Consider the following 16,670-nt stretch of genomic DNA (forward strand, 5'->3'; position numbering starts at 1 on the left):
GTGGTCCATCGTGTCCGCCGGATTCTGCACCGGCCTCAACCCGGGTCTGTACGGCTGATGCCCTACCACGAGATCTTCGTCGGACTGGGCGTCCTCGTGGCGTCCGTGGTGTTCGTACGGGAGGCCAGAAGGCGCGGGGCGCTCAACGAGCAGTCGCTCGTCGCGGTGGCCGGCGCGCTGGTCGGCGGAGCGATCGGGATGCGGCTGGCGGGCTGGCTGGAGACGCTCGATCCGCAGGACCTGTGGCTGTACGGCTCCCGCAGCATCCTCGGCGGCCTCACCGGCGCGTACGTCGGCGTGCTCGTCGCAAAACGGATCATCGGCTACAAAGAGCGCACCGGCGACCTGTTCGCCCCCGCGGTGGCGCTCGGCATGGCGGTCGGGCGGATCGGCTGCCACCTGACCGAGGCGCCCGGACGCCCCACCGACCTGCCGTGGGGCGTGCACGCCCCGCCCACCACCCCCGAATGCCCCGGCTGCCTGACCGGCCAGGCCATGCACCCGTCGTTCGTCTACGAGATCCTCTTCCAGCTCGCCGCCTTCGCCGCGCTCATGTGGGCGCGCCGGCGGCTCACCCAGCCGGGGGAGCTGTTCACGCTGTACGTGGCCGCGTACGCGGTGTTCCGTTTCCTGGTCGAGTTCACGAGGGCCAACGAGACCGTCTGGCTCGACCTCACCCGCCCCCAGTGGTTCCTCATCCCGGGAATGCTGCTGCTCACCGTCAGGCTCGGGTACGGCTGGCGGCGCGGCTACTACCAACCCCTCTTTCGGCGAAAGGTCATGACATGAGCGCAGGGATGGGTCTGCGGGGCGACCGCATCCTCCGGTACGTCAACGCGTTCTGCCCCCAGTGTCACGGCGCCGACCTGGAGCAGGTCGAACGGCTGAGCGGCTACTTGGCCGAGCGCGACGGCCGCGTGTGGCTGGAACGCGGCTGCCGCAAACACGGACTTATCCGCACTTTGTACGACGAAGATCCAGAAATCCTCGAATATCTGGAAGAGTGGACCGCCCCCACCAAGCGGCACCTCCCGGACCTCGCCGGCAACTACGATCCCATCCCCGCCGCCTACCTCCGCGGCCTGCCCGAGATGCAGACGCAGCACACCTGCATCCTCCTGGAGGACATCGCCGAGGCCTGCAACCTGCGCTGCCCCACCTGCTTCGCCGACAGCTCACCCGACCTCACGGGGATCGTCCCCGTGCGCGACATCCTCGCGAACGTCGACCAGCGCCTCGAACGCGAGAACGGCAAGCTCGACGTCCTCATGCTGAGCGGCGGCGAGCCCACCTTGCATCCCGAGCTCAAGACCCTCCTCGCCGAGCTCGCCGACCGCCCGGTCACCCGCATCCTGATCAACACCAACGGCGTCCTCGTCTCCCGCGACGACGCACTGCTCGACCTCCTCACCGAGCACCGCGAGCGCGTCGAGGTCTACCTCCAGTACGACGGAAGCGCCGACGCCTCCCGCCACCACCGCGGCGGCGACCTGACCCGTCTCAAGTCCGATGCCCTGCGCCGCCTGTCCGAGCGCGAGATCTTCACCACGCTCGTCATGACCACGGCCCAGGGCGTCAACGACGGCGAGATCGGCGACGTCGTACGCCTCGCCCTCGACACCCCGTACGTCGGGGGTGTGTCGCTGCAGCCGCAGTTCGGCTCGGGCAGGTCGGGGGCGATCGACCCGATGGACCGTCTCACCCACACCGGCGTGCTCAAGCGCCTCGGCCCGCAGACCGGCGGCCTGGTGACCTGGCGCGACCTGACCGCCCTGCCCTGCTCCCACCCGCACTGCTGCTCGGTCGGCTACCTCATCCGCGACGACGGCGGGCAGTGGCGCTCGCTCACCGGGTTGATCGGCCACGACCGCCTCAAAGAGCACCTGGGCCTGGTCTCCAACCGCATCGCCGACAGCGAGATCCCGCGCGAGCTGCGCCTGGCCGTCCAGGAGTCACTGCTCGGGCTGCTGTCGGAACAGTCGTCGCTGTCGCACCCGCAGATCGGCGACCTGTGGCGGACGATCTGCGAGAACTGCGACCTCGGCGTCTCCACCCTGCTCACCCTCGCCTCTGCGGCCCTGCCGGGCCGCAGGAAGAAGCTTCGGCGGATGCTGGGCGAGCGGGTGGTGCGCCTGACGATCAAGCCGTTCATGGACGTCTCCACGATGATCGAGGAACGTCTCACGCAATGCTGCGTGCACGTCGGCACGCGGGCGGAGCAGGACCAGTGCGCGCCGTTCTGCGCCGTACAGGCCTGGCCGCAACTGTCCCGCCAGCGTCTGTCGGCGGTGGCCGCGGAGCCGGGAAGGGTGATCGCATGAAGCAGGAGCCGTACGACCCGCTGCGGTTGTGCGTGTACGCGACTGTCGCGCTGCTCGCCTGGCTGCTGGGGCCGTGGGCGGTGCTCGGGTTCGCGGCGCTGGGATTCGCGGGGTACTGGAAGGCGCGGCGAGCCGGACTGTCCCGGAGCAAGTGCTTTCTCCGGGACACCCGGCTCGTGCTGGCCTACCTCGGACTCATCGGCCTGGCGGCGCTCGCCGCGATCATCCTGTGACGGCCGCCGGCCGCCACGCGCCTTGACTCGCTGACCCCGGCCATCGCCCCTTTGCCCAGGTCGTACACCACGGCCGCCGGCGAAGGCCCCTGCGTGTACACGCTGAGCGGCAACCGGCGCCGACCGCGTCCTCCATGTCGCCGGACGTAGCCGTACCGGAGAAGCGCGTCGCCCCGGGTCTGGGCGAGCTCGTCGAATACCTCCACGAGCCCAGGGGTCACGTGACGCCGGCCTCTGCCGCACGCCGGAGAGATTTATTCGGCGGGAACGTACAGGACGAGCGTCTCGGCGATGCAGGCGGCGCGCCTCTCGCCCTCGATCTCGACGGTCATCTTGAGGTTGGACAGGTAGCCGGCAGGAGTGCCCTTGACGTCGGTCAGCTCGCCCACGGCCCTGATGCGCGCGCCGACCGGCACCGGCCTCGGGAAACGGACCTTGTTCAGGCCGAAGTTGACGCCCATGGCGATGCCCTCGACCTTGACCAGCGAGAACATGAGCGCCGGCAGCAACGACAGCGTCAGGTACCCGTGGGCGACAGTGCCGCCGAACGGGCCCTCCTTGGCGCGGTCCACGTCGACGTGGATCCACTGGTGGTCGTCGGTGGCGTCGGCGAACAGGTTGACCTGCTCCTGGGTGACGGTGCGCCACTCGGTCGGGCCGAACGTCTCGCCGACGGCCGCCTTGAGCTCCTGAACATTCGCGAAGGTCCGCATGGCCGGAAACGCTATTGCGCGGGCGGGACGGCTGCCAAGTTCAGGACCCCCAGCGTGCCGCGCTCGTTCTCCCAGTAGAGGATCGAGCCGGATCCCGGGGCGCCGCCGTCGGCGAACCAGGCGCCGTCGACCGCGTCGATCGAGGCGACCTTTCCGGTGGCGATGTCGTAGACGCCGCCGCCGACGTACACGAACCTGTCGAGCGCCGGAGCCTGGGCCAAGGTCTTCGAGACGCCCAGGGCGTCGAGGCGGGTCACGGCTGTGCCGTCGAAGCGCTGGAGGAAGCCGCCCTTGTCGTCGTGTCCCGTGCACCAGGTGCGGGCGCACCGCAGCCCTTTCGCACCCGGCGGCACGGCCACCGCCGTCTTCGTGCCGCCGTCCAGGTCGGCGATCAGCGTCTGGTTGCGGACGCTCGGGCCGGGGTCGGCGGCCACGTCGCCGGCCACGGGCCAGTCGACGAGGTGCAGGCCGTCGCTGCCGGGCAGCCTCTGCGGGGTGCCGCCCGCGAGGGGCATGCGCCACACGCCGCCACGGGAGCGTTCCGACCACGTGACGTGGTCGCCGTCGACCTGCATCATGTCGATGTCGGTCCCCGGGCCGCTGAACGTGGCGAGCAGTTTCGCCTCGCCGGGCAGCGGGGCCGTCCAGATCTGCCGGAAGCCCGTGCCGTCCTTCTCGCTGTACGAGGTCCAGACGAGGTTCTCGGCGTCGGCTGCGGCGACCTGGACGAGTGGACCGTTCATCTCGTCGGTCCGAGGCGTCGTGACCTCGCGGGTCTCGCCCGTGACGGAGTCGTACACCTCCAGCCGGCTGCTCTTCTCGCCCGGCCCGGACGCGACGAGCAGCACCTCCGAGGTGCTGATCCCCATGATCGGACGGCGCGTCCGGCCGTCGGCGTCCCGCGCCGGCATCGAGAGGTACGCCCCCGGCCAGAGCTCCTCCACGGGCACGGACGCGGTAGGCGGCGGCACGGTGCCGACCGGCTGCGGAGGCGGTGTCACCGTGACGGTGGGCGGTGACCCGACACCGGTCGGCGGCGGCACCAGCGGTGACCGGGTCGCGAGGAAGGCCGGGGCCACCGAGTCGACCTCGGCCGGGCCCCACACGACGGCCCTGACCCCCATGCCCAGCACGACCACCGCCGCTGCGGCGGCCAGTGCGCTCACCCGCTGGCGGTTCCTGCGCCGCCTGCGGCGCGCGACCGCCGCGAGCAGGCTCTCGTCGCCGGGAGCGCGGTCGGCCGCCGACCGCAGCGCCCCGACCAGTTCGTCCTCTGTCCTCACGTCCGTCCCCTTTCGAACACCGCAGGCTTGACGCGCAACGCGTTGAGCGCGTGGAACGCCTGGCTGCGTACCGTTCCGCGGGAGATGCCGAGGATCTGCGCGATCTCCTGGTCCGGCAGGTCCTCGTAGTAGCGCAGCACGATCACGGCGCGCTGCCCGCGCGGCAGCGCGGCCAGCTCCTTCCACAACTCGCCGAACGCGTGCTCGTCGGTGTAGGAGCCCTCAGGAACGTCGTCCGTCAGGTGCTCCCTGCGCCGCCTGCGCCACCAGCTGACGTGCTGCCTGGCCATGATCGTGCGTACGTACGACTCGGGGTTGTCCTTGTTGCGGACCCGCCGCCAGGCGTCGCTCAGCTTGAGCAGCGCCTCCTGCACCAGGTCGGCCGCGTCGTCGGCGTTGCCGGTGAGCACGTAGCCGTACCGGAGCAGCGCCGAGCCGCGCGCCCGCACGAAATCCTCGAACTCCACATCACCGAGACGCTCGGCGGAGCCGGGCTGTTGCAAAGATCTTTACCCGAAAACATCGCATGGGTGTTCGAGTCCGCGCTACAGTCGTAGGCGTCCGACTCGAACAAGGGTTCGGCCTGGTGGAGAGGGGTGTGTTCGATGACGGTGCTCGCGACCGCCCCTGCTCGGACACGCCGTAGCGCTTTCTTCCCAAATCTAAGACGGCCGCTATATCCGGCAATAGAGTCGCAGAGCGTGGACCCTGTGCGCAATCCTTATGCCCCCGGCGCCGGGCAGCGTCCGCCGGAGCTCGCCGGGCGCGATCGTGAGCTGCAGCAGTTCGAGGTCGTGCTGGAGCGGGTGGCCCGTGGCCGTCCCGAGCGCAGCATGGTCGTGACCGGGCTGCGCGGCGTCGGCAAGACCGTCCTGCTCAACACGTTCAAGTCCATGGCCATGCAGCGGCTGTGGGGCACGGGCAAGATCGAGGCCCGGCCCGACCAGTCGATCAGGCGTCCCGTGGCTGCGGCGCTCCACATGGCCATCCGTGAGCTCGCCCCCCGCCACCGCGCTCCCGAGCGCATCGAGGAGTTCCTCGGGGTGCTCAAGGCGTTCGCCATGCGCGATCCGGCGGCGGCCAAGGGCACCTCCCACTGGTCGCCCGGCATCGAGGTGCCCGCCAGCCGCGGGCGCGCCGACTCCGGCGACCTGGAGATCGACCTCACCGAGCTGTTCGTCGACGCCGCCGCCGTCGCCACCGACCTGGCCGTCGGCATCGCCCTGTTCATCGACGAGATGCAGGACGTCCCGCCCGCCGACGTCTCCGCGCTCTGCGCCGCCTGCCACGAGCTGTCGCAGACCGGCGGGCCGCTGATCGTGGTGGGCGCCGGGCTGCCACACCTGCCGAGCGTCCTGTCGGCCAGCAAGAGCTACTCCGAGCGGCTCTTCCGCTACGCCCGCATCGACAAGCTCGACCGGGAGGCGGCCGACCTCGCGCTGATCCTGCCGGCGCGCGAGGAGGACGTCGAGTTCACCCGGGAGGCGCTCGACGCCCTCTACGAGGCGGCCGACGGCTACCCCTACTTCGTGCAGGCGTACGGCAAGGTCGCCTGGGACCTTGCGCCGCGCACGCCGATCACCATCGAAGACGTCAAGGTCTCCGCGCCGGAGGCCGAGCAGGAGCTCGCCGTCGGGTTCTTCGGCAGCCGCTACGAGCGGGCCACCCCGGCCGAGCGCGACTACATGCACGCCATGGCCCAGATCGGCGACGAGCCGGTCCCGACCTCCGAGGTGGCCGACGCCCTCGGGCGCAAGCCGTCCAGCCTCTCACCCGCCCGCGACAGCCTCATCAAGAAAGGGCTCATCTACAGCGCCGAGCGTGGCCTGATCGCGTTCACGGTGCCGCATTTCGGGAAATTCCTGCGCGCTCAGCCCGTCTGAGCGGTGCCCCTAGACCTCTATTGGGCTGTCTAGTGGGGAAGCTAGACAGCCCAATAGAGCTGTATCGCGCTGCCTGTCGATCGAAGTATCGGCCTGTCTAGCGTCAGGCCGATACGGACGTATATTGCGGCAGAGACCCGCTGTCCGCCCCGCCGACCACCGCGACCCGCACCGCCGGGCGCCGCCCGCTCAGGTAGACGGCGAAGACCACCTCGTCCTCGTCGCGGTTGCGGAAGGCGAAGAACCGCCAGCACAGCTCGCGCCAGCTGTCGTACGGCTCGGTGGTGGCCAGCTCGGCCTGGTAGGCCCGCCAGGTGCCACTTGAACGCAGCCTGGCCAGCGTCACCGACTCGGCCGGCCCCGGCCGCTGCTCGCACGGCGCGCGGTAACGCAGCCGGTCGACCAGCTCCTCGATCTCGGGCGACAGCAGGGCGAGCAGCGCCATCCCGGCGGCCACGTACATCCACGAGGGGCGCATGACGGCCGCCCACCCGGTCACCGGCGCCCACACCGTCATCAGGGCCATCCCGGTCAGCACGACCGTCCTGCCGATCGACCGCACGCCGACGGGCGCCGAGCTCACCTCGCCGAAGCAGCCGCAGCCCGCGTCGGGCCGCCGCCTGCGCAGCTCCAGCAGCACGTACGTGGACATCGCGAAGAACGCGACCGTCCCCCACCGGAAGAGCGGATGTGTCGTCACCAGCAGCCCGGCCGCCAGCGCCAGCTCGCCGACCGCACACGCCAGCAACGCCGGGACCTGCATGCGCCCCAGCACCAGCACCGCCGGTCCGAGGCGCGACAGCGCGCCGGGCTCGCGCCCGGACACGACGGTGGACACCTTGGCGATCGTGCCGAGGACGAGCAGCACGATCAGAAGCGGGAGCTGCGAGGTCAGCACGCGCGTGTCACCCCAATCCGATCTGAGCGTTGAAGCATCCCTTGACCAGGTCGCCGCCGAGCTCCACGAAGGAGGCCGGCGACAGCTCCGCGATCCGGCCCCGCGGAGAGGTGTCGCATTCGACGCAGCGGTCGCAGAACCGCCCCGCCAGACATCCGCACGCCACCACGGGCACGTTGGCGGTGCGGTCGGAGCAGACGTTCTTCACCTGAAGCAGGGACCCGACCGCGAGGTACGGCAGGCCCGCGCACGACACGCCCACCTGGGCGCAGCCGGTGTCAGAACGTTCCAGCATGGGGTACGCCGCGCCCCGCTCCTCCTCGTCGAACGTGTCCGACCAGGTGGCGGTGCCCGCGATGCGCGACTGCATCCCCGCGTACGCCGGCGGCGGGGGCGGCACAGAACGCGCCGGGTAGGCGGGCTGTGACGTCGCGGGAAGCAGGGCGAGGCTCGCGCCGTCGCGCCGGACGCCGATCGCGTCGAACAGGTAGCCGGGCTCGAACTTGGGATGGCGCACCTGGAGCCGTCCCGACGCCCGGTAGGGGATGACGATCGTACGGTGGCCCCGGTGCGGGCCGGAGTCGAGCTCGATCGTCAGGTCCCTGCGGCCGTCGACGGACAGGATGGTGCCGGTCAGGCGTGTGGTGTCGGCCCAGACGCGATCGACGACCCGGCCGTCGCGCAGCGTCCGCATGATCACCATGGCGCCGACGGGCAGGTCGGCCGGGGCGGTGTCGCCACCGTGCCAGGCCGTGGCCCACGGCGCGATCACCAGCCGTTCCTGGGCGCCGTCGGGGGTCTCGATGGTCATCAGGTGCGGGCTGACGTCGAGGATCTCGCCGACGACCGCGCGCAGGGGCTCGCCGCTGCCCGGGTCGGGGCCCTGGACGCCGCTCTCGCGGCCGAGTGCGGCTGCCGCGAGCACCCGGCGGCGCTCAACGCTCGGATACCCCATCCGCCCCTCCCTCGTCGGATATCAGATTCACACGACTTGGGGGCGGCCCACACCTTAGCGGCCCAGACGAGAGCAAAATACGCATCCTGGGGGAAGGGACTTCACTCCCGGCGGCGTACAAACCGCCACCGACCTAGACGGACCTTTGTCGTGGGCGGGCCGAAACCTGAATTGTGGTTCGGGGCCAAAGGGGCATCAAGCTGCGATTCTGGCCACGATGCAGACCACCGGCCGGGAAGACGAGTTCCGCGAGTACGTGTTGACGCGCGGTCCTGCCCTGCTGCGTGCGGCACACCAGCTCACCGGGCATCCACTGGACGCCGAGGATCTGCTGCAGAACGCGCTGACCAAGACGTACCTGGCCTGGGACCGCATCGAGGACCGCAAGGCCCTGGACGGCTACGTACGGCGGGCCATGGTCAACATCAACATCTCGCAGTGGCGGCGGCGCAAGCTGGAGGAGTACCCGTCGGACGAACTGCCCGAGGTGGCCGCCGGCCACGGGGCGGCGACCGCTGACGTGACCTCCGAGGTGCAGGAGGCGCTGGAACGGGCGCTGCAGGAGCTGCCCGAGCGCATGCGGGCCGCGATCGTCCTGCGCTACTACGAGGACATGACGGAGCCCGAGATCGCCAGGACACTGGGGATCAGTGTCGGCACGGTGAAGAGCACCGTCTCGCGGGCGATGGCCAAGCTCAGGAGCGCGCTGGGTCTGCCGCGCTGACCTCGTCCCCAGTCGCGCCGGCGGTGGCGCAGGGGCGGACGACTGCGCGGATCTTGCGCAGGCTGGCCAGGAACCGCTCCAGCTCGGGCCCCTCCAGCAGGCCGGTGAAGCAGTCGTCGATGTCCTGCAGATGTTTGGGCAGGACGGTTTCCAGCCGTTCCAGCCCGGTGGGGGTGAGGGTCGCGTACGAGGCCCTGCGGTCTGTCGAGCAGGCCTCGCGCACGACGAGGTTGTCGCGCTCCAGCCGGTCGACGACCCGGGTCACCCCGCTCGTGGACAGGCCGGTCTGCGCGGCCAGGTCGCTCATGCGCAGCTGGTGACCGGGGGAACGGGCCAGGCGGAGGAGACATTCGAAGTCGATCTCCGATAGGCCGGCGTCGTTGAGGACGGGCTGGAACCTGTCCATCAAACCTGCATGCACCTCGGCCAGCAGTCCGAAGGCGGTGAGCCGGGGGTCGTCCAAGTTCAGCACGTTCACACCCTACCCGACGTTGGTTGACGGCGGGAATATTCCTCGTGTAGACAGTTGTTGCCGCAGACATCCAACTGAGCCAACCTTTCCCTGAGGAGAACCCCATGAGCACCCGTACCTGGGAGAACCTGACCGTTCCCGCCCCCGGCACCTACACCATCGACGTGACGCACACGCACATCGGCTTCGTCGCGAAGCACATGATGTTCACGAAGGTGCGCGGCTACTTCGGTGGCTTCAGCGGCTCGGTCACGGTCGGCGAGAACCCCCTGGAGTCGAGCGCCGAGCTCACCATCCAGGCGAACACCATCGAGACCGGCATGCCGGACCGCGACAACCACCTGCGCAGCGACGACTTCCTGTCCGTCGACAAGTTCCCCGAGATCACCTTCAAGAGCACCCGCGTCGTGGGCCACTCGGGCAGCGACTTCACCGTCGTCGGCGACCTGACCATCCGCGACGTCACCAAGGAGGTCGAGCTGAACGTCGAGTACGGTGGCGTCGGCGCCAACCCGTGGGGCGTGCAGGTGTGGGGCTTCTCGATCACCACGGAGATCGACCGCGAGCTGTTCGGCCTGACCTGGAACCAGGCCCTGGAGACCGGTGGCGTCCTGGTGGGCAAGAAGATCAAGATCGAGGTCGAGGGCGAGGCCAACCCGGCCGCCTGAGTTATCCACAGCCAGAAAGCCCGTCTCAGCTGGGCGGGCGTTCATCCACAGGTGGTTACCCACAGGCTGTTGATGACACCTGGCGAAGGCGGCGGGCGCGATCGCTTTGCCGCCTCGCCAGAAGGCCGGTACTCTGTCCTGAGCCACTAAAGGCTTCCAGGAGGATTCGCCTAGTCAGGTCTATGGCGCCGCACTGCTAATGCGGTTTGGTCTTACCGGCCATCCGGGGTTCAAATCCCCGATCCTCCGCAGGTGAGAGGCCCTCTTCCCGAATACGGGGAGAGGGCCTCTTTGATCTTCAGGGCGTCATGGTCGACCGTGACCGGTCGGCGGACGATGTCCTGGTCGTCCTCACTGTCGAGTTCGCGGCCGAGGTGCCCTCTGTCGGTTGACCGGCCAGGGGCCGGCTGGCTGGCCACTGGCCCTGGCGAACGCCACCCCGGTGATCGTTTCGGTCGCATTACTGAGGATGACCCCAGAGAGCGGGGGCGAGCCGCTGCCCTGCATCGCGCATCAGGGGTGTGGATACGTGGGTGTAGCGCTCGGTGGTGGCCACTCTGGTGTGGCCGAGGACTCGCTGACCGACCCGGATGTTCACACCCTGCTCGATGAGGAGAGTTGCTGCGGTGTGTCGGGCGTCATGGACTCGAACGTCCCGAACGCTGGCCTGCTTGAGGATGCTCTTCCAGACCTTCCGGACCTCAGTGCGTCGATGGGAGCGCCGTGCTTGGTCGCGAACACTTGTCCGCGTGGCCGGTGCAGTCCTTGAGACAAGGCCGCTTGTAGCAGGCGTGGCCTGGCTTGGCGCAGCCGCAGGGGCGCGGGTCGGCGCAGCCATGCCGCCACTCCTGGTGCTGTACCTGGAACCAGGCCCGTATCTCGCCCGTGTCCATGTCGATGTACGACCAGCGGACGTCACGACTTGGCCGGTGCCGGGACGACGTCCCACCTGAACGTGGAGTCCTTCAGCAGTCGCTCCGTCGCCCTGATCCCGGTCAGGTGCTCGACGAGCAGGAAAGCCAGCCGGCACCGACAGGCACAGAACCCGTCGTCAGGGGATGACGGGGGAGCATGTGTGCCGCATAAGCGACGTGATCGGCGTACTCGACGAACGCATCGAAGGATGAGGCTCGCAGGTAAGAAGGATCATGGACTATGAGAGCCCGCGGGTGATCGTCACCGCCGCATCGGCGGTGACGCGCGGGCCGTGGGCTCAGCGAATGCTGGGGCGGTAGGCGTCGTTGACATCCATCGGGGCGCCGCCGGCGCGGTTGCCTCCGCCGGGGATGTAGATGGTGTCGCCGACAGCGGCGGCTGCGGTTCCGTGCCGTGGCACCGGCATGGGGGCCAACCGCTGCCACCGGTCGCGGCGGGTGTCGTAGGCCTCTGTCTGGTCGAAGACGGTGTGCACGCCGTCGACCACGTTGCCCTCCCCGCCGAAGGTGTAGATCACCCCGTTGACGGCGGCGGCCGCGATACCGCCACGCGGGGTTGGCATCGGGGCGCGTTCGACCCACCGGCCGCCGCGCAGGTCGAGGGAGTAGACGGTGTCACGCACATTGAGCTGGCCTCGGTCGCGACCGCCGAGCACGTACAGGGTGTGGTCGATGACTGCGCCACCCACATGGTCGCGGGCCTCGGGCAGGTCAGGCAGGCTGGACCAGCGACCGGTGGTGATGTCGTAGGTGTTGACCGTGGCCACCGTGTCCTGGAGGCCGCCGGGGCCGGGGGTCAGGGTGCGCATGCCGCCGGCGAGATGAATGCGCGTGCCGTACACGCCTACGGCGGCGCTCCCTCGCTCGCTGCCCTCGGGCATCGGGGGCAGCGGGGTCCACGTGTTCTTCGTGGGTTCGTAGACATAGCTGTCGCGCAGCGCCTGCCAAGAAGCACCGCCGGACAGGCCACCGAGGACATAGAGCTTGCCGCCGACCGCCGCCAGGTTCGGATGGTTCATGGCCACCGGTAGCGGAGCCGCCCGGCGCCATGTGTTCTGCCGGGTGTCGTAGACCTCCACATCGCGGACGGTGGTGACCCCACCGGCTTCGTCGGGCCGAATGCCGCCAACGATGTAGACGTCCTTGCCGATCGTTGCGACGCTGTGCTCCTGCCGCGGGCCGCCGGCTATGGGCTTCAGCGGCTTCCAGCCGTGGGTGTACACCGGAGTCGTCACCGGCGCGGTCGCGCCGGGTGTCGGCTCTGTGGAACGCCCCGGGTGACCGGGGTGCGCTTGGGCCACGTCGGTGTGCAGCCCCAGCGCCGAAGTCAGGATCAGGCCGGCGGCTACCGCAGCGGTCCGGCGCGCCATTCGGGCGGGGGTGTGCGACGCGACCCTGTCGGTGTGTCGTCCGAGGGGCTGGGGGAAATTCATGAGGTTCCTCCTCGTACTGGTCGCGGGTTATATGAACGTCGTCGACTTTTTGCTGGTCCGGCCGCTACGTCGATGGCCGCGCAGCCGGCTTCTTGCTGGATCAGATGACCGCCGCTCCGTCGATGGCTTTGTCGCCGAGGTGGCCAATACGGTGGTCATCACTCGATGGCGACTTCCATGCTGAGCGGTCTTGTCGAGATTGCGGTTGGAGGGCTTTCCCGTGGCATATGGAGCGCCCGGGCGTCGAAGGGAACTCCCATGGTCAGCGGAGGAGCTTGTCCAGGGTGAGAGGGAGGTCGCGGACGCGGATGCCGGTGGCGTCGTAGGCCGCGTTGGCGATGGCCGCCGCCGTGCCGATGATGCCGATCTCGCCCGCGCCCTTGGATCCCATCGGGTTGATGTGCGAGTCGCGTTCGCCCAGCATGTGCACCTCGATCGAGCCCACGTCGGCGTTGGCCGCGAAGTGGTATCCGCCCAGGTCGTTGTTGACGAAGTTCCCGTAGCGGTGGTCGATCGCGGTCTCCTCGTGCAGCGTCATGGAAAGGCCCCATGTCATGCCGCCGAGCAACTGCGAGCGGGCTGTCACCGGGTTGATGACCCTGCCCACGTCGAAAACGCCCAGCAGGCGCGGCACGCGTACCTCGCCGGTGTCCTCGTGCACCCGGACCTCGGCGAACTGGGCGCCGTAGCTGCCGAACTCGTACTGCTTCAGCTTCGGGTCGTCGGGCATGCCGACCGTGACCTGCAGTCCTTCGGGCGGGACCGAGCCGCCGTTCTCGTCCAGGGCCGTGTGCAGGGCGCGTGCGGCCGCGTAGATCGTCGTGCCCCAGCTGTTCATGCCCGAGGAGAAGCCTCCGCTGGACGCACGCGGGTATGCGGAGTCGCCGATCTGCAGGGTCACGCGGTCCAGGGGGACGCCCAGCGCCTCGGCGGCGATCTGGGCGAGCGTCGTCCAGGTGCCGGTGCCGATGTCGGCGGCGGCGATGCGTACGGTGTAGCGGCCGTTCTTGTCGAGGCGGGCGGAGGCGGTGCTTCCCGGCAGGCGGGGCGACGGGTAGGTCGCGGCGGCCACGCCGGTCCCGATCAGCCAGCCGTCCTTCCTGCGCGCCCGTGGCTTCTTGTCACGGTGCTTCCAGCCGAACCGGCGGGCGCCTTCCTCGAAGCACTTCGCCAGGTGGCGGCTGGAGAACGGCTGCCCGGTCTCCGGATGGGTCTCCGGCTCGTTGCGGAGGCGGAGCTCGATCGGATCCATGCCCAGCTTGACGGCGAGCTCGTCCATCGCCGGCTCCAGCGCGAACATGCCCGTGGCCTCACCGGGACCACGCATGATCGTCGGGACGGGGACATCCAGCAGGGCGATCCGCGTGCTCGTCCGCCGGCCGGGCGCGGCGTACATGGACCGGCTGGCCTGCACCGTCTGCTCGGCGTACTGCTTGGCCTTGGCCGTCTCCTGGACGGCGTCGTGCGAGATCGCCACGAGCTTGCCGGCGGCGTCGGCGCCGAGCTGGACGCGCTGGATGGACGCCGGGCGGTGGCCCACCAACGTGAACATCTGCTGCCGGGTGAAGGCGAGCTTCACCGGCCGGCCGGGGACGAGCTGCGCGCCCATGAGCGCCACCGTGCCCCACAGCGCGGAGAAGTCCTTCGAGCCGAACGCGCCGCCGACGTACGGAGAGATCAGCCGCAGGCGCCCCGGCTGCAGTCCGAATGCCCTCGTCAGCAGTTCCTGAGGGGTGGAGACGCCCTGCGAGCCGCAGTAGAGGGTGATCTCGTCGTCGGTCCAGGTGGCGACGGCGGCGTGCGGCTCCATGGGATTGTGGTGCTGAACGGGGGTCGTGTAGGTGGCGTCCACCCGGTGGACCGCCGAGGCCATCCCGGCCGCGAAGTCGCCGACGGTCGTGTCGGCGGGCGAGCCGTTCATGAGGTCCCCGGGAAGCTGGCCGAAGCCCTGGGCGTGCTCGGGTTTGCGGAGGTCGTCGCGGTCGGCCCGCAGGTCGACGTCGACCGGTTCCGTGGCGTACTCCAGCTTGACCAGTCCGGCCGCGTACCGAGCGGTCTCGATGCTGTCGGCGATGACCGCGCCGACGATCTGCCCGTGGTAGGCCACCTTGTCCGACTGCAAGACCGCGACCTCCGGCTCCTCGGCCCAGGCCAGTCGGGGAGCGTTCATATGGGTCAGCACGCCGATCACGCCCGGCTCGGCCAGCGCGTCGCCCGCGTCGACCGCGGTGATCCGGCCGGAGGCGATCGTGGAGAGCAGCGGATACAGGTAGGCCGGGTTCTCGACCGGCCACTCGAAGGCGTACGTGGCCGCTCCGCGTACCTTCAGCGGGCCCTCCACGCGCTTGAGCGCCGCGCCGATGCCGCCGGCGGCGCCACCACCCACGGCGGACGGAGCCGTGGCCGGGCCTGCGGCGTGGGCCGGTTCGGCCATGGACGGCAACATGGCGGCGCCCAGACCGCCGACCCCGGCCTTGAGCACGGCTCGGCGAGAAGGCTCGTTGGTCTCGTTCACGCTGGTCATGCCTCCTCCGTAAGGGTGCGCAGCATGCTGACGATGGTGTTGCGGGCGAGCGGCACCTTGAACGCGTTGCCCGCCAGCGCCTGCGCTGCGGCCAGCTCGGCCTCGGCGGCGGCGCGGAAGTTCGCCTCGGTCGCGGGCCGGCCGAGCAGCGCGCGTTCGGCCGTGGCCGCCCGCCACGGCTTGTGCGCCACGCCACCGAGGGCGAGGCGCACCTCGGTCACGGAGCCGTCCCGCACTTCCAGCGCGGCGGCGACGGACACCAGCGCGAAGGCGTAGGAGGCGCGGTCTCGCACCTTGCGGTAGCGCGACGTGGCCGCCACCGGCGAGGCCGGCAGCTCGACGGCGGTGATGAGCTCGCCGCGCTCCAGCACGGTGTCGCGCTCGGGCCCGTCGGCGGGCGACCGGTACAGCTCGTTGACCTGGATCGACCGCTCGCCGGAAGGCCCGACGGTGTGGACGACCGCGTCGAGCGCGGCCATGGCCACCGCCATGTCGGACGGATGCGTGGCGACGCAGGAGTCGGAGGCGCCGAGGACGGCGAGGTCGCGCTGGTGACCGTCGCGGGCGGCGCAGCCCGTGCCGGGCTCCCGCTTGTTGCACGGCATGGTGACGTCGCGGAAGTAGGGGCAGCGCGTGCGCTGCAGGAAGTTGCCGCCGACCGTGGCGAGGTTGCGCAGCTGATACGAGGCCCCCGCGAGCAGCGCCTGGGACAACACCGGATAACGGCGCCGGATCCGCCGGTCGGCGGCCAGCTCGTTGTTGGACACACCGGCGCCGATCCGCAGGCCGCCCCCGGTCAGCGTCTCGATCCGACGGGAGACGAGGTGCCGGACGTCGACCAGCAGTTCGGGCGTCAGCACCTCCATCTTCATCAGGTCGACGAGGTTCGTGCCGCCCGCGAGGAAGCTCGCCTCGGGGCGGCCGGCCACCGTCGTGACCGCCGACGACACGTCCACGGGGCGTTCATAGGCGAAAGGCTTCATGATCGCGCCACCTTCTCGATCGCCGACACGATGTTGACGTACGCCGCGCACCGGCACAGGTTGCCGCTCATCCGCTCGGCGATCTCCTCGCGGTCGAGCACGACCCGGTCGGCGTCGAGGTCCTCGCTCACCACGCTCGGCCAGCCCTCCTCCGCCTCGCGCAGCATCGCGACCGCGGAGACGATCTGGCCGGGCGTGCAGTAGCCGCACTGGAAGGCGTCCTCGGCGATGAACGACCGCTGGACGGGATGCAGGTCGTCGCCATGCGCCAGACCGGCGGCCGTGACGACCTCGGCACCGTCGTTGGCCACCGCGAGCACCAGGCAACTGGTCACCCGCCGGCCGTCGAGCATGACCGTGCACGCCCCGCACTGCCCGTGGTCGCAGCCCTTTTTGGGGCTGGTGACGCCGAGGCGTTCGCGCAGCGCGTCCAGCAATGTCGTACGCGCGTCAATGGTGAGCGTGCGCTCTTTTCCGTCGACGCGCAGAGTGATTTTCTGCTCCATGATGGTCTTTCTTGCTAGTTATCGGTACGCAAGAAGGGTCGTGCAATCCGCCGGCACGCCGATGAGCGCGGGCGTCGCTTGGAATTCGCAGGCTGGTCAGGGCGCTTCGGCCTACCGGCAGGACAAGCTATTCACATGC

At 69.8% G+C, this 16,670-nt stretch carries 18 protein-coding genes and 1 tRNA gene; 7 read left to right on the forward strand and 12 right to left on the reverse strand.

What is annotated here, in order from left to right:
• The 3 genes from E1286_RS22740 to E1286_RS22750 form a co-directional block, all read left to right on the forward strand.
• Window positions 1-789: prolipoprotein diacylglyceryl transferase (locus tag E1286_RS22740; protein ID WP_246075049.1), on the forward strand; the 789-nt coding region annotated here is incomplete at its 5' end.
• Window positions 786-2,321 (forward strand): radical SAM protein, encoded by a 1,536-nt coding sequence (locus E1286_RS22745; protein WP_132615463.1) that lies wholly within the window; start codon window positions 786-788, stop codon window positions 2,319-2,321. The genes E1286_RS22740 and E1286_RS22745, both read left to right, overlap by 4 nt.
• Window positions 2,318-2,554: a hypothetical protein gene (locus E1286_RS22750; RefSeq protein ID WP_132615464.1), complete on the forward strand. Its 237-nt coding sequence runs from the start codon at window positions 2,318-2,320 to the stop codon at window positions 2,552-2,554. Before E1286_RS22745 ends, E1286_RS22750 begins: the two co-directional genes overlap by 4 nt.
• Before the next feature lie 254 nt (window positions 2,555-2,808).
• Here the strand turns inward: E1286_RS22750 and E1286_RS22755 are convergent, their stop codons facing one another.
• Genes E1286_RS22755 through E1286_RS22765 form a run of 3 tightly spaced genes read right to left on the reverse strand, consistent with a single transcriptional unit; the run spans window position 2,809 to window position 5,017 of the window.
• Entirely contained in the window at window positions 2,809-3,267 is a 459-nt protein-coding gene (locus E1286_RS22755) for a MaoC family dehydratase (protein ID WP_132615465.1), read from the reverse strand.
• An 11-nt stretch (window positions 3,268-3,278) separates the two neighbouring features.
• Window positions 3,279-4,550 carry a hypothetical protein gene (locus tag E1286_RS48025; protein WP_165969860.1) on the reverse strand — a complete coding sequence of 424 codons (1,272 nt, stop codon included), beginning with the start codon at window positions 4,548-4,550 and terminating at the stop codon, window positions 3,279-3,281.
• Window positions 4,547-5,017 (reverse strand): SigE family RNA polymerase sigma factor, encoded by a 471-nt coding sequence (locus E1286_RS22765; protein WP_132615466.1) that lies wholly within the window; start codon window positions 5,015-5,017, stop codon window positions 4,547-4,549. The genes E1286_RS48025 and E1286_RS22765 overlap by 4 nt, the downstream gene beginning before the upstream one ends.
• A 234-nt stretch (window positions 5,018-5,251) precedes the next feature.
• Here E1286_RS22765 and E1286_RS22770 point away from each other — a divergent pair, with 234 nt between their 5' ends.
• Window positions 5,252-6,433, forward strand: a complete 1,182-nt coding sequence (locus E1286_RS22770; protein WP_132615467.1) for an ATP-binding protein — start codon at window positions 5,252-5,254, stop codon at window positions 6,431-6,433.
• Between the two features lie 103 nt (window positions 6,434-6,536).
• On the opposite strand, the gene E1286_RS22775 is transcribed toward E1286_RS22770, so the two are convergent.
• Together E1286_RS22775 and E1286_RS22780 are read right to left on the reverse strand one after the other, a co-directional pair.
• The gene (locus tag E1286_RS22775) at window positions 6,537-7,331 is read right to left on the reverse strand and encodes a MauE/DoxX family redox-associated membrane protein (protein WP_132615468.1); all 795 of its coding nucleotides are present in this window, start codon (window positions 7,329-7,331) and stop codon (window positions 6,537-6,539) included.
• A gap of 7 nt (window positions 7,332-7,338) precedes the next feature.
• Window positions 7,339-8,286, reverse strand: coding sequence for a hypothetical protein (locus E1286_RS22780; RefSeq protein ID WP_132615469.1), 948 nt, complete (start codon window positions 8,284-8,286; stop codon window positions 7,339-7,341).
• A 217-nt stretch (window positions 8,287-8,503) separates the two neighbouring features.
• Between E1286_RS22780 and E1286_RS22785 the strand changes: the two genes are divergently transcribed.
• Window positions 8,504-9,010, forward strand: coding sequence for a SigE family RNA polymerase sigma factor (locus tag E1286_RS22785; protein ID WP_132615470.1), 507 nt, complete (start codon window positions 8,504-8,506; stop codon window positions 9,008-9,010).
• Here E1286_RS22785 and E1286_RS22790 read toward each other — a convergent pair.
• Window positions 8,982-9,482 carry a MarR family winged helix-turn-helix transcriptional regulator gene (locus E1286_RS22790; protein WP_246075050.1) on the reverse strand — a complete coding sequence of 167 codons (501 nt, stop codon included), beginning with the start codon at window positions 9,480-9,482 and terminating at the stop codon, window positions 8,982-8,984. The genes E1286_RS22785 and E1286_RS22790 overlap by 29 nt on opposite strands.
• A 104-nt stretch (window positions 9,483-9,586) precedes the next feature.
• On the opposite strand from E1286_RS22790, the gene E1286_RS22795 reads away from it, so the two are divergent.
• Window positions 9,587-10,150, forward strand: coding sequence for a YceI family protein (locus E1286_RS22795; protein ID WP_132615471.1), 564 nt, complete (start codon window positions 9,587-9,589; stop codon window positions 10,148-10,150).
• A 159-nt stretch (window positions 10,151-10,309) separates the two neighbouring features.
• Window positions 10,310-10,399: transfer RNA gene (locus tag E1286_RS22800), tRNA-Ser, on the forward strand.
• 211 nt (window positions 10,400-10,610) lie between these two features.
• On the opposite strand, the gene E1286_RS52110 is transcribed toward E1286_RS22800, so the two are convergent.
• From E1286_RS52110 to E1286_RS22825, 6 genes are all read right to left on the reverse strand, one after another.
• Window positions 10,611-10,988 carry a tyrosine-type recombinase/integrase gene (locus E1286_RS52110; protein ID WP_132615472.1) on the reverse strand — a complete coding sequence of 126 codons (378 nt, stop codon included), beginning with the start codon at window positions 10,986-10,988 and terminating at the stop codon, window positions 10,611-10,613.
• 77 nt (window positions 10,989-11,065) lie between these two features.
• On the reverse strand, window positions 11,066-11,275 hold the full coding sequence (locus E1286_RS52115) for a DUF6461 domain-containing protein (RefSeq protein ID WP_223190282.1): 210 nt from the start codon (window positions 11,273-11,275) through the stop codon (window positions 11,066-11,068).
• A gap of 88 nt (window positions 11,276-11,363) precedes the next feature.
• Window positions 11,364-12,518 carry a Kelch repeat-containing protein gene (locus tag E1286_RS22810; protein WP_132615473.1) on the reverse strand — a complete coding sequence of 385 codons (1,155 nt, stop codon included), beginning with the start codon at window positions 12,516-12,518 and terminating at the stop codon, window positions 11,364-11,366.
• Between the two features lie 262 nt (window positions 12,519-12,780).
• Complete coding sequence (locus E1286_RS22815; RefSeq protein ID WP_246075051.1) at window positions 12,781-15,042, reverse strand: xanthine dehydrogenase family protein molybdopterin-binding subunit; 2,262 nt, start codon at window positions 15,040-15,042, stop codon at window positions 12,781-12,783.
• Complete coding sequence (locus E1286_RS22820; RefSeq protein WP_132615474.1) at window positions 15,039-16,025, reverse strand: FAD binding domain-containing protein; 987 nt, start codon at window positions 16,023-16,025, stop codon at window positions 15,039-15,041. The genes E1286_RS22815 and E1286_RS22820 overlap by 4 nt, the downstream gene beginning before the upstream one ends.
• Window positions 16,022-16,531 (reverse strand): (2Fe-2S)-binding protein, encoded by a 510-nt coding sequence (locus E1286_RS22825; RefSeq protein ID WP_132615475.1) that lies wholly within the window; start codon window positions 16,529-16,531, stop codon window positions 16,022-16,024. Before E1286_RS22825 ends, E1286_RS22820 begins: the two co-directional genes overlap by 4 nt.
• Window positions 16,532-16,670 lie beyond the last annotated feature (139 nt).

The sequence above is a fragment of the Nonomuraea terrae genome (assembly GCF_004348995.1).
Classification (GTDB): domain Bacteria; phylum Actinomycetota; class Actinomycetes; order Streptosporangiales; family Streptosporangiaceae; genus Nonomuraea; species Nonomuraea terrae.

Bases quoted from the DNA above. Each gene is read 5' to 3' on its own strand.
- E1286_RS22745 (WP_132615463.1), top strand. From the start codon at position 786: ATGAGCGCAGGGATGGGTCTGCGGGGCGACCGCATCCTCCGGTACGTC.
- E1286_RS22750 (WP_132615464.1), top strand. From the start codon at position 2,318: ATGAAGCAGGAGCCGTACGACCCGCTGCGGTTGTGCGTGTACGCGACT.
- E1286_RS22755 (WP_132615465.1), bottom strand. From the start codon at position 3,267: ATGCGGACCTTCGCGAATGTTCAGGAGCTCAAGGCGGCCGTCGGCGAG.
- E1286_RS22780 (WP_132615469.1), bottom strand. From the start codon at position 8,286: ATGGGGTATCCGAGCGTTGAGCGCCGCCGGGTGCTCGCGGCAGCCGCA.
- E1286_RS22785 (WP_132615470.1), top strand. From the start codon at position 8,504: ATGCAGACCACCGGCCGGGAAGACGAGTTCCGCGAGTACGTGTTGACG.
- E1286_RS22795 (WP_132615471.1), top strand. From the start codon at position 9,587: ATGAGCACCCGTACCTGGGAGAACCTGACCGTTCCCGCCCCCGGCACC.
- E1286_RS52110 (WP_132615472.1), bottom strand. From the start codon at position 10,988: ATGGCTGCGCCGACCCGCGCCCCTGCGGCTGCGCCAAGCCAGGCCACG.
- E1286_RS22810 (WP_132615473.1), bottom strand. From the start codon at position 12,518: ATGAATTTCCCCCAGCCCCTCGGACGACACACCGACAGGGTCGCGTCG.
- E1286_RS22815 (WP_246075051.1), bottom strand. From the start codon at position 15,042: ATGACCAGCGTGAACGAGACCAACGAGCCTTCTCGCCGAGCCGTGCTC.
- E1286_RS22820 (WP_132615474.1), bottom strand. From the start codon at position 16,025: ATGAAGCCTTTCGCCTATGAACGCCCCGTGGACGTGTCGTCGGCGGTC.
- E1286_RS22825 (WP_132615475.1), bottom strand. From the start codon at position 16,531: ATGGAGCAGAAAATCACTCTGCGCGTCGACGGAAAAGAGCGCACGCTC.